The organism is Paenibacillus sp. N3/727 (genome assembly GCF_022637315.1).
GTDB classification, from domain to species: domain Bacteria; phylum Bacillota; class Bacilli; order Paenibacillales; family Paenibacillaceae; genus Paenibacillus_AQ; species Paenibacillus_AQ uliginis.
Genome location: NZ_CP093336.1, coordinates 868,187 through 880,415, shown reverse-complemented (window position 1 = coordinate 880,415; position 12,229 = coordinate 868,187). Strand labels below are relative to the sequence as shown.

11 protein-coding genes are annotated in these 12,229 nt (G+C 45.7%); 6 read left to right on the top strand and 5 right to left on the bottom strand.

The annotated features are described in order from the left end of the window. Positions 1–274: 274 nt before the first annotated feature. From rd to MNQ98_RS03925, 3 genes are read right to left on the bottom strand one after another with little or no spacing between them, the layout of a single operon-like run. On the bottom strand, positions 275–439 hold the full coding sequence (gene rd, locus MNQ98_RS03935; protein WP_241932012.1) for a rubredoxin: 165 nt from the start codon (positions 437–439) through the stop codon (positions 275–277). Between the two features lie 20 nt (positions 440–459). Then, the gene (locus tag MNQ98_RS03930; RefSeq protein WP_241932011.1) at positions 460–1,683 is read right to left on the bottom strand and encodes an NAD(P)/FAD-dependent oxidoreductase; all 1,224 of its coding nucleotides are present in this window, start codon (positions 1,681–1,683) and stop codon (positions 460–462) included. A gap of 23 nt (positions 1,684–1,706) precedes the next feature. Then, positions 1,707–2,936 (bottom strand): FprA family A-type flavoprotein, encoded by a 1,230-nt coding sequence (locus MNQ98_RS03925; RefSeq protein ID WP_241932010.1) that lies wholly within the window; start codon positions 2,934–2,936, stop codon positions 1,707–1,709. 231 nt (positions 2,937–3,167) lie between these two features. Between MNQ98_RS03925 and MNQ98_RS03920 the strand changes: the two genes are divergently transcribed. The 6 genes from MNQ98_RS03920 to MNQ98_RS03895 all read left to right on the top strand — a co-directional run bounded on the left by MNQ98_RS03920 (position 3,168) and on the right by MNQ98_RS03895 (position 9,193). Continuing rightward, positions 3,168–3,869 carry a response regulator transcription factor gene (locus tag MNQ98_RS03920; protein ID WP_241932009.1) on the top strand — a complete coding sequence of 234 codons (702 nt, stop codon included), beginning with the start codon at positions 3,168–3,170 and terminating at the stop codon, positions 3,867–3,869. Next, positions 3,866–4,858, top strand: coding sequence for a HAMP domain-containing histidine kinase (locus MNQ98_RS03915; RefSeq protein WP_241932008.1), 993 nt, complete (start codon positions 3,866–3,868; stop codon positions 4,856–4,858). Before MNQ98_RS03920 ends, MNQ98_RS03915 begins: the two co-directional genes overlap by 4 nt. 98 nt (positions 4,859–4,956) lie before the next feature. Beyond that, positions 4,957–5,727, top strand: a complete 771-nt coding sequence (locus MNQ98_RS03910; protein ID WP_241932007.1) for an ABC transporter ATP-binding protein — start codon at positions 4,957–4,959, stop codon at positions 5,725–5,727. Beyond that, entirely contained in the window at positions 5,702–7,645 is a 1,944-nt protein-coding gene (locus tag MNQ98_RS03905; RefSeq protein ID WP_241932006.1) for an FtsX-like permease family protein, read from the top strand. Before MNQ98_RS03910 ends, MNQ98_RS03905 begins: the two co-directional genes overlap by 26 nt. 48 nt (positions 7,646–7,693) lie before the next feature. After that, positions 7,694–8,308 (top strand): DedA family protein, encoded by a 615-nt coding sequence (locus MNQ98_RS03900; protein WP_241932005.1) that lies wholly within the window; start codon positions 7,694–7,696, stop codon positions 8,306–8,308. Positions 8,309–8,350: 42 nt separating this feature from the next. Then, entirely contained in the window at positions 8,351–9,193 is an 843-nt protein-coding gene (locus tag MNQ98_RS03895) for an undecaprenyl-diphosphate phosphatase (RefSeq protein ID WP_208915874.1), read from the top strand. Between the two features lie 1,042 nt (positions 9,194–10,235). On the opposite strand, the gene MNQ98_RS03890 is transcribed toward MNQ98_RS03895, so the two are convergent. Both MNQ98_RS03890 and MNQ98_RS03885 read right to left on the bottom strand, forming a co-directional pair. Continuing rightward, positions 10,236–11,231 carry a Gfo/Idh/MocA family protein gene (locus MNQ98_RS03890; RefSeq protein ID WP_241932004.1) on the bottom strand — a complete coding sequence of 332 codons (996 nt, stop codon included), beginning with the start codon at positions 11,229–11,231 and terminating at the stop codon, positions 10,236–10,238. Then, positions 11,228–12,223, bottom strand: coding sequence for a Gfo/Idh/MocA family protein (locus MNQ98_RS03885; RefSeq protein ID WP_241932003.1), 996 nt, complete (start codon positions 12,221–12,223; stop codon positions 11,228–11,230). The genes MNQ98_RS03890 and MNQ98_RS03885 overlap by 4 nt, the downstream gene beginning before the upstream one ends. Positions 12,224–12,229: the final 6 nt, after the last annotated feature.

The window sequence follows — 12,229 nt, the reverse complement described above, 5'->3', positions numbered from 1 at the left end:
TGAATTATTCCTTAGCGGAAGAAATTCGAGGACAAAGGAGCGTATGCTTTCGATGCAAGCTTTCCTTTGGAAAGCTTTAACCGCTCACGCTTTTCCGGAATCGCTTCGTCCTCCAACATTACAAGAAAAAGAGCGAGTGTTGATGGGGATATGACCCTCAAACTCGCTCTTTTCGTTAAATCATCGACTGTCTTGTAAACACTTGCTGTTTCACAAAGTTTGAAAACTACTTTTGGGACAGCCCCAATTAAAAAATGATATATGTGCCGTTATCTTATTCTTCTATCTCTGCAAATTTATCTTTGTCTTCGCCACACACCGGGCATACCCAATCCTCCGGCAAATCCTGAAATGAAGTCCCGGGATCAACACCTTCATCAGGATCCCCGACAGCCGGATCGTAAACGTAACCACAGGGTAAACAAATGTATTTTTTCATTTCGAAATCCTCCTTGTTGTTTAAGCGGGTATCGTAAGCCGACCTTTCACTTCACTCATTAAATCCTGTATAGAAATATCGTTCAGATTAATCCCATCTAATGAAACTCCGCTTTCAATAGCTGTTTTATACGGAATAGACCCCAACATGTCACCAAGAGAAATAACACCAACCATTTTATTATCTTTAATAAAGACTCTAGTGTATTTTTCAGCACCATCTTCCTCAATGATCGTTGTATCACAGCGGCTTTCATCTATGAATCCAATTGAAAACAGAGAAAGATTAAAGGCATTGAACACCGTAAACGGAGTCGTCTTCTGATAAGATTCAGCAACAGACACCATATTCTTACCCGCCACTTTTCCTTGGTCCATCGCCGGGCCCCATAGACCTTCCACTTCACCATTTAGCTCTATTACATCTCCAGCTGCATAAACACCTTTAATGTTCGTTTCCATTCGCTCATTCACAATAATACCCTTGCCTGTATGGATTGGTGTGTTTTCTGTTAGGTCGATGTTCGGAACGACTCCGATGGAGTAGATTACACTATCACAAGAAATGGTTTGATCCCCCAGTACGATCCCTTCTACTTCATCTCCACCCATGATCTGCTTAATGGAGGTATCTAAATGAACATCTACGCCTGCTTCTTCAATTTTATTTTTGAGTAAAGCGCTTGTTTTATCATCCAGCTGTCTGGCCATTAGCCTTGGCGCAGCTTCGACAATCGTAACCTTTTTACCCGCCTTAAAAATGGACCAGGCCGTTTCTAAACCTTGAATTCCCCCGCCAATATTTACGATGCTTGTTTTATCCTCTATAAATGCTTTGAAGTCTTCTGCTTCATGCATTTCTCTAATGGTAAAAACCCCTTTTTTATCTGCCCCATCAATTAGCAGCTTCCGGTTTTTAGCCCCCGTACAAATGAGCAATTTATCGTACTGAATCGTTTCACTCGTTGACGTATGGAGGGTATGGTTATCGGTATCAATACGTTCGATTTTTGTATGAAGCAGGGGTTGAATATTTTGAGTTTGATACCATTTTTCCTTCTTAATTAGCACTTTTTCACTGCCCAAGTCTGAAAATAATTCTTTTGACAATTTGATTCTGTTATAGGGTAATGATGTTTCGGCTCCAATTAATAATATATTCGATCCCTGATCCAGGTCTCGTATTGCTTTCGCTGCATTTACAGCCGCAACACCCGTTCCGATGATACAATAATTTTTATTCATTTTTTCACCCACTTATCATGTTACTAGATTGCACTTAGCAGTAAATCGGCCACGTAAGTAGCGGAATGCTCAATTTTTTTCAACTGATCATCTTTAGGAGCAAATCTCACTCTTACAGGAAACTCCACATGCGTCATACCCGTCGTTTTAATAACATGTGAGGTGCTTTGAACATTCATATTTGTCTGGTTAAGGTAGTCTTGAATAACTTCAGTAGCTTCTCCGCTCCAACCGTATGACCCAAAGGCAGCGCCAATTTTTCCTTCAAGATCCATCTTTGTCAGCTCTTTAAGCAGATCCTCCAGATTACCAATCATATCCGCATATTTCGTCGAACTTCCGATGAATACGGCATCGGCTTCCTTAATGCTTTCGAGGATTTCAGCTTGATCTGACTTATCCGCATTGAAAACAGACGCTTGGATGTTATTTTCTTCAAAAATTTTCTTTAAATATTCTGCTATCTTTTTCGTACTGTTCCTAATCGTTGTATATACAATCGTTACTTTTTTGCCTTCAACCGTATCCGCACTCAATGTTGCATAGAGATCAATATACTTTTGGATGTCGTTTCGTAAAATATAGCCGTGGGAAGGGGCAATCATCTGAACATCTAATTCTTCTAATGCATTGATTAATGTTCTTACATATCTTCTATGTGGGTGAATAATCGCGTTGTAGTAGCCAATAAAATCTTCTGTAATATCATAGCCCGCTTCATCAGCGAAAAACTCTTTACCTGCAACATGTGTGCTAAAGATATCACAAGGGAATAAGATTTTATCTTCGATGCAATAAGTAATCATAGTTTCTTCTGTGTGAAGATATGGGGTTTCTTTGAACTTCAGTGTTTTGCCTCCGATATCTAATATATCTCCATCCTTTACTACCAGGAAATTTCTGCTATGAAGCTTGTACATTTCTTTTAATTCATTTACTGCAATTTCTGTACAGACAATCGTTGCATCAGGTGCTCTTCCTGCTAACGCTGCTAATCCACCTGAATGGTCGGGTTCCGTATGGTTAATGACGATATATTGGATTTCTTTAGGGTCGATCAATTCGCTTAAATACTCTACAAATTCTCTGCCAAACTCCAAATCCACCGTATCGATTACCGTCGGCTTTTCTGTTTTTAACAAGTACGCATTGTAAGTCGTCCCTTTTGCTAAAATTAATCTATGAAATGGCACTTCTCTATCATCAATTTTTCCTACCCAGAAAATATCCTTTTCCAGCATTACTTCATTCATCTATATCGCCCTCCTGATTTGAATGATATTGATCATGTGTCTCTTAACAAGATCCATCGTATAGTACTTTAAAAAATCAAATCAGGATTTGAATCACAATTTAAAAGTAATTTATAGCTTCCACTTCGGAATCCGCTCTAATTTGCGTCGTTTTTCCTTGTGTCCAACAATTTGGTACAATTACAGTCGATACGTATGTAATGCTATGCCTAGAGAGAGGGACTTATCAATATGTTTAAAATATTTATCGTCGAGGATGACTATCATCTGGTCAGCCTGCTCAAAGAGCATCTTCATAAATTCGGTTACATGACTCAGTCCGTAGACGACTTTGAGTCCGTACGCAGTCAATTCGAACAGTATGATCCGCAACTTGTCCTTCTTGACGTCAATCTTCCCAAATATGATGGATATTACTGGTGCCGCCAGTTCCGCAGCATCTCCACCTGTCCTATCGTGTTCATCTCCGCTCGTGACGGCAAAATGGATCAGGTGATGGCACTGGAAAACGGTGCTGACGATTATATAACAAAGCCCTTTGATTATGAAATTGCTATGGCCAAAATCAAAAGCCAGCTACGCCGGGCCTATGGCTCCTACGCATCCTCAAATAACGAGCGTACGCTAACTGTTGCCGGTCTGACGCTGGACGTTGAACGCCTTTCCTTAACGCTAGGCGATTCCCAGATTGATCTTAGCCACACGGAAGCCAAAATTTTGGACGAGCTCATGCAGCGATCTGGACAAGTGGTAAGCCGGGATCGACTATTGGAGAAAATATGGGATGACCAGGTCTTTGTGGACGATAACACCCTCAATGTCTACGTAACCCGTGTACGCAAAAAACTTGCTCAATTCGGTATTGAAGAAGGGTTACAGACGATAAGGGGACGCGGCTATCGCCTCAATCCGAATTGGAGTGAAGAGATATGAAACTGTTTCTACGTGAGCAGCGACCGCTGATCTTTGTTTACATGGCCCAGCTTCTCATCATTACGCTAGTTTACTGGCTGGACGGGTACAGAAATATGTCAGTCAGTATCTATGCCTGCTTGATCAGCGGCTGTCTGCTGGCTGGTTACCTCATCTTCCGTTACGTCGCCAACCGCACATTTTACAAAAGATTAGAGCAGCCACATGCTTCTCCGGAACCGTTCCAGAAGGAATTCTCCCGCGAACCTTCCCAAACCCCGCTCGCCGAGGCACTGCAGCAAGTGCTGCGGAGCCAATTCAGGCATTACACTACCGATCTGCATAACTATAAACATAAAATCGAGTCTCATATTCAGTTTATCAACCAATGGGCCCATCAAATGAAGACCCCCATATCGGTCATTCATCTGATCCTGCAGAAAAAGGACGACCCCGACTCCACAGCCATCGGTGACGAACTAGACCGTCTAAAAAAGGGGCTTGATCTCGTATTGTACAGTGCACGCCTCGATACGTTCGAGCGGGATTTCTATGTCGAGACTTTACAGCTGGAGCAAATTGTACGGTCAGCAGCATCGGAGCAGAAACGTCTCTTTATCCGCCGGAGGATTTTTCCTTCTATTGATATTGAAGCCGGTATTTCGATCACTTCCGATGAAAAATGGTTGTCCTTTGTGCTCTCACAGCTCATTACAAATGCCGTCCGTTACACCCCCTCTGAACGAGGGAAACTATTTTTCAAAGGTTACCGCCAAGACCAAGGCATTGTTCTGGAAATCCGGGATGAGGGGATCGGTATTCCTGGGAGCGATCTTCCGCGTGTATTTGATCCTTACTTCACCGGAGAAAACGGCAGACGTTATCAGGAATCAACCGGAATGGGACTGTATTTGGTGCAGCAAATTTGCAGCAAGCTGGGCCATGATCTCCATATTGAATCCACCGTTGGAGAAGGAACCACCGTCCGTATTACATTTCACAGTGTTTGAACCTTACAGAGTTGTAAGGTAACTGTAAGTTATCGCCATAGCGGCAGTCTGTGCTACTGTCCTACAATAAAGATACCAGGCAAGGAGTGTGAGCAAGAGTGCCTATCCTAAACGTTAAACATCTAACTAAAATTTACGAAGGCCGAGTGGCACATCAGGCTCTGCATAATATTCACTTCTCTGCCGAGCGGGGTGAATTTGTTGGCATTATGGGCCCTTCCGGCAGCGGAAAAACAACGCTCCTCAACCTGATCGCAACCATAGACCAGCCGACAGCCGGTGAAGTGAACATCAACGGGCGCAATCCGCATCTTCTGGGCCGTGAGGAGGCTGCGCTCTTCCGTCGACGCGAGCTAGGATTTGTGTTTCAGCACTTCAATCTACTAGACACACTAACGGTGGAGGAGAACATCGTTCTCCCTCTTACGCTGGAAGGGGAATCCTTGCGCGAAATGGACAGAAAGCTGAGTGAGATTGCAGACAAACTCGGAATCCAGTCCATTTTGAACAAACGTACGTATGAGATTTCTGGCGGACAAATGCAGCGGACGGCTATCGCACGAGCGCTTATACAGCAGCCTTCTCTAATTCTTGCTGATGAGCCGACCGGAAATCTGGATTCCAAGGCATCGAAGGATGTCATGCAGGCTTTGTCGGGGATGAGCAAAGAGGCCTCAGCCACCGTGCTGATAGTGACGCACGATCCGGTAGCAGCCAGTTACTGTGACCGTGTCCTGTTCATAAAAGACGGCCAACTTTATAATGAGATATACTGCGGCGACAACCGCCAGGCTTTTTTCCAGAAGATTATCGATATGCTTGCTCTGCTCGGAGGAGGAAACCATGACCTTTCGGCAATTCGTTTTTAGGAATGTTGTCCGGAACAAGCGCACCTACGCCGCTTACTTTCTGAGCAGCTCCTTTTCGGTCATGATTTTTTTTGTTTGTGCGTTGTTCATCTTTAACCCGGAGATCAGGGATGAGGCATTTTACCCTGTCGTTATGCAGGCTATGATAGGGGCCGAGCTGATCATGTATATCTTCTCGTTTTTCTTCGTGCTATACTCGGTGAGCTCTTTTCTCAAAACACGAAAACGCGAATTCGGCGTCCTGTTCATGCACGGGATGACACAAGGCCAATTTAATAAGATGGTCTTTCTCGAAAATATGATTATCGGCATCGGCTCCATACTGACCGGAATGACGTCCGGGATCATCACCGGCAAGCTGTTTCTGATGGCCGGGGCCGCATTTCTCGACGTCCCTTCCTTGCCATTTCATCTGTCGCTGCAAGCGATTGGATTGACCGTGGGCGGTTACATGCTTCTGTTTATCCTGATCTCGCTCTTTACATCCCTGCTGCTTCGTCCGGTTACATTAATCGAATTGTTCCGGTCCGGACAAAAGCCAAAGACCGAAGCTAAGGTGTCACCACTTCTGGCGCTTCTGGCCGCAGCACTCTTGGTGAGCAGCTACACGCTGGCAGCAACGACAACAGCAGCTTCACTTATTTACCGCATGTTTCCCGTGACCCTGATGACTATTGTTGGCACCTACTTACTTTATTCACAGCTCAGCATTTTCCTGATACGGTTACTGAAACGCAGCAGGCTGTTCACCTGGAACCGAACCCGGTTAATTTCACTTTCGAGTCTAAATTATCGATTAAAAGATAATGCGCAAATGCTGTTTATGGTAACGACAGTACTTGCTGTTTCGTTCTGTTCTGTAGGCGTGTTTGCTTCCATACCCGTACTGACCAAGCAATTCAACGAAGATTTTCCCGCAGCCGTGGGTTATATGGCCAAAGAGGGTGACCCCTCGGAGTTTGAACACCTTCTGGAAATTCGGCAGGAACTAACCGAACGATCTATTTCATTTGAATCCATATCCTTGCCGGTTAAATATGTTGGGGTTGTGTCTTCGACCATTAAAAATCCTCCGGATCTGCTTCCGCTGCTGTCATTTTCTGATTACCGGAAGGCAGCTACGATAGCCGGATTTCCTTTTGACGAAGAACCTTTAACCGGAAACGATGCTCTGGTGCTCGTCAATTCGCAAAATAACCGGACTCATATCCGGGAGCGCGCTCAGGCATCTTACACACTCCGTGGTTCTAAAGCCGAAGTTACAGAGATTGGATATACCCGTCATGTCGCGGTTCCAGAATATTTGCTACCAGAGCTATACGAGGATTCTTTATTAGGCGGGCTTGTTGTTAGTGACTCTCGCTTCGAACAAATCTCGTCACCAGAGAGAATGGATCGATATACAGGCTTTTATGTTCAAGATTTCCGACAAACCGAAGGCATCGCATCCCACTTAACGACCAGAGGGGACGTTCGTTATGAGATGAATGAGTCGTATGCACTCACGATCAGCGGAACGCTGTTTGCTCTAATGAGCAGCCAGTTCAGTATGATGTTGTTTGCAGCCCTGCTCGTGGGGACCGTGTTCTTCATAGCGGCCGGCAGCTTTTTATATTTCCGCCTGTATGCCGATCTGGATTATGATTTCCGTTTCTACGCTACGGTGTCAAGAATTGGGCTCACAGACCGTGAATTCAGCCGGATTGTCACAGGACAGCTGGCCCTTCTGTTTTTCGTACCGATTGGCACAGCAATCCTTCATAGTATTTTTGCGTTCATTGCGCTTCAGAGCTATTTCTTCCTTTCTATTGCCGCAGAGATGGGTGTGGTGCTTATCGGTTTTTTGATTGCGCAAGTTCTGTATTTCCTGTTCATCCGAAGCCAGTACCTGCGAAAGCTCAAGAAAGCACTTATATAACAACAATTTTGGTACAATCATGTTAGTGAATTGAAAGAGGTGTACGTATTGCAAAACTGGATTACACATTTTATGGAGCAGTTCGGTTACTTTGGAATTTTTCTGATGATCGCACTGGAAAATGTATTTCCGCCGATTCCATCGGAAGTTATTTTAACCTTTGGCGGATTCATGACAACCTATACGGATCTCACGATTCCCGGTGTTATTTTAGCAGCCACTTTGGGCTCGGTCATCGGAGCTGTTATACTGTATGGTATCGGTTTGCTGCTCGATGTGGAAAGACTGGAGAAGATTATAGACCGTTGGGGCCACATTCTCCGGGTCAAAAAAGAGGACATTCGCAGAGCAGATGCCTGGTTTGACAAATATGGCTACTGGACTGTACTCTTCTGCCGTATGGTTCCCCTGATCCGAAGCCTGATCTCCATTCCTGCGGGTATGTCCAACATGAAATTCGGAATGTTCCTGCTGTTTACAACGCTCGGAACGCTGATCTGGAACGTATTACTCGTATCCATAGGCGCTGCGCTCGGAGAATCATGGGAAGACATACTGGCCTTCATGGATGTATACTCAAACATAGCCTATGCCGTTATAGCGGTGGCAGCAATTGTATTCGTTGTTCTCTTCATCCGCAAGCGAAAAAAATCTGCTCAATAAGAACCTGTACTATTATTCAAAGCAAGGGAGAGATTCGCACTTATGGATTTTATTTTGTTTATTAAAGCCATTATTCTCGGTATGGTGGAGGGCTTGACCGAATTCGCTCCTGTATCCTCTACAGGCCATATGATCATTGTTGACGATATGTGGCTGCAATCGGAGGAGTTTCTGACCAAGTATGTAGCCAATACATTCAAGGTTGTCATTCAACTGGGCTCTATTCTCGCCGTGCTTGTCGTGTTCAAAGACCGTTTCCTCGATCTTCTGAACATTAAGCGCAAAAAACCGGAACTGGGTGCCCCTGTCGGAACCGGACGTTTGAAGCTGACCCAGGTTATTGTAGGCTTGATTCCTGCTGGTGTGCTGGGTGTATTGTTTGAAGACGTCATCGATGAACACTTATTCTCTATAGAAACGGTATTGATCGGCCTAGTAATCGGCGCTATTTTCATGATTATCGCAGACAAATTCAGCAGCAAAAAAGCACCTACTACCGTTACGGTTGACCAGATCACCTACAAGCAGGCGTTCAGTGTCGGTCTGATTCAGTGTTTGTCTCTCTGGCCTGGATTCTCCCGCTCGGGATCTACGATCTCAGGCGGTGTTATGCTAGGTATGAATCACCGCACTGCTGCGGACTTCACCTTCATTATGGCCGTGCCGATCATGTTCGGTGCAAGCTTCCTGTCCTTGTTGAAAAACTTGGAGTACTTCACGATGAGCGCGCTGCCGTTCTTTATCGCGGGCTTCATTAGCGCATTCGTGTTCGCGCTGATCTCGATTCGCTTCTTCCTGAAGCTGATCAACAAGATCAAACTCGTACCGTTTGCGATTTATCGTATCGTTCTGGCGGCTGTCATTTATTTTGTTTGGATTTTCTAATCAGTGAACACGTTAAAAAGGGCGTTCCCCAAGGTCAATTGTGGCCTGAGGGAGCGTCCTTTTGTTTCTGTATTTGTGCTACTTCTGCTTCTATTGGGAGACGCTCCACGTACGAAACATTCCTTTGTTCCTGCTGTTTCTGTTCTGAGACGCTCCGCCTACGAAACATTCTTCCGATTGCTGTTGTCCCCGAATTTCCTTGAATATACTAATCAACGGTAGAAATTCGGGGACAGCTTATGCTTCCGATGTATCTTTCCTTTGGAAAGCTTTTAGGCAAGCGCTGTCGCTTCTCCAGAATTGTTTCGTCTGCTCCGCTGCTCCGAGCTAACTCATCATTGTCTGAAATACGTTTTAGGCTTTATTCAAAACATAGTGCTTGAAAATTGTAGCAGCCCATATGATTGAAGACACACCAGTACTTGAATGAAACCTTCTTACGTACGGAATTCCTAACTATTCAAATGATCCACAGGATTTAGTGAGTGTTGTATAAAGTGCAACAATATTTCGAGATATAGCGGCTAAGGACGAATTGTTGCACTTTATACAATAATAGGGATAGGAAATTACTTAGTTACCTCTTCTCAAGAAGGATTGTTGTATATTCTACAACAATACCAGTAGGTTCAGGTATTCTGCTTCTCCAGTGTTGTATAACATACAACATTACTTATCCCAACATGATACTAACACCCATCAGCTCAGCGGCCATCCATTTGGAGTACAGCATCCCTGCTAATCGCCCCTCCCTGTGAACTTGTCATACCTTCCGTCCTCCCGCTTCACAATTACAACTGTGCCATCCTCGTTCGAAGAATACATCTCTGCACCGACCTCAACGATGTTGGACGACAAATTCTCGAGAGGATATACTGCTGCAAGACGGAACTATGACGATAAAAGTTGCCTCGATTATCCAATTTATTCAAAAACCAGTGTCGTGCACCTCTAACAAAATAAAGAGGAACTCCGGAAGCGGCTGCTTCAAGGATGTTCCTCTTAAATACGTACATTGCTATAAAGGCGCTGGGCCAGTCTTTTATCCTTGCGGCTTCAATTGGACCGGTTGGCCCGTACGGGCTGACTCGTAAGCGGCAAGGCCCACGCGGGCGGACAGATAACCGTCCTCGCCCGAAACGCTAACTGGCTTACCTTGGACAATGCTGTCCACAAAGCTGTTGATCAGCTCGGTATCCATATCGTCACCCCAGTAACTCCAGTTGGCTTTCTGAGCTGCATCACTGTACAAATCGTTCTTCTGGGAAAACGCATCGATGGAGAGCGTCCCCTTGGTTCCGATGATCTCTAATGTCACATCACCCCAAGTCGGGAAACTGCTAGAGCGGGACCAGCTTGGATCCAGCACGGCAAACACACCATTCGCAAACTTCACATGCACCATGCCTGCGTCATCAATGTCCGTGTCATGAAATAACGTTTCTGCGTGGGCATATACTTCCTCCGCTACGCTGCCTGTAAACCAGTGCATCAAGTCCATGACATGGACGGTATGATCAAAAACCGCACCGCCGCCGGAATGCTCCTTCTCAAGGAACCAGCCGCCGGGCATCGTACCGCGGTTCGTACCTTTCATGGCTAGAATATCACCGATTTTGCCTTCGTCAATTGCCTGCTTCGCTTGGCGGACCGCTGTCAGGAAACGGCACGGGAATGCTGTCATCAGCTGAACGCCCTGTTCCCTGCATACCCGGATCATACTTATCATTTCCTCTTCGGACAAGCCAAGCGGCTTCTCGCAGAGCACATGCTTACCTGCTTCGGCTGCCTTGAAAGTGAGCTCCGCATGTCGGGCGTTTTCCGAACAGATTACAACTGCATCGATGTCCTGCGCAAGCAGCTCGTTATAGTCTGCATAGTAAGGAATTCCTCGATCGCTGGTGAACGGAGCTACTCGTTCAGCATCCTCATCAGCGATTCCAATCACTTCCACATCACTTCTCTGGAGCATAGCGTTCAGATAGCTGACAGCATGCATATGGGCAAAGCTGATAAATCCTACTTTCATCTTGTTCATGACGTAATCCCTCCCATGCGGACGGGTTGTCCTGTCTGAGCCGAATGTTCGCATGCAAGAGCAATTTCAACAGCCCGACAAGCGTCAGCTACGCTGACAATCGGCTCGCTGCCCTCGCGAATGCATTCGATAAAATGTTTCACTTCATCATAATAAGGATCATGTAGCGTCGGGCTCGACGGCACTTGAACCGCTACCTTCTGATCGTCGCCGCCAGTGGCGACCTTCAAATCAAGCGACTGTACCTGGTTGCTGTCAAAACGGATGATTCCCTCTTTGCCGGATATTTCAAACTGGGTAGTGAACGGCCCAGCGTATCCCCAGAATCCGGTCAAATTGGCAATAGCTCCACTGGAAAACTTCAATGTCACCTGGGCATATTCCATGGACAGGGACGGCTTCGTAACCGAAGCATATACGGATTCCACGTCTCCGAACAACCAGCAGGCAAAGTCGATGTCATGAATCATCAGATCCATAATGACTCCGCCGCTCTTGGAGCGATCACGGTACCAAAAACTCACTCCTAGCGGATAGGAACCGTGACGTTTGAAATGTGCCATTTTAGCCTCGCCGATTTTTCCGGATCGTACCTGATCGAACGCATTCCGGTAGTTCGGGAAGAAGCGGACAACGTGGCCGATAAACAGCCGAACGCCATGCTTACTGCATGCGGCTTCCATCGCTTTGGCGTCTTCCAGAGTCAAGGCCGCAGGCTTTTCACAAATAATATGAAGTCCTCGCTCGGCAAGCTTTAACACAAACGACTTGTGCAGATATGTCGGCAAACATACGGCTACCGTATCCGGCTTTACCTGCTCAAGCATCTGCTCCCAATCCTTATATGGCACTGCACCGCAGGCTTCTGCAGCCTGATCTGCACGCTTCTGAATCAAGTCTGCAACGCCAGACACTTTAACACCGGGCATCTTCCCCAGGTTATGGGCATGGGTCATGCCCATCGTTCCACAGCCGATAATGGCTATGTTCATGGAAAT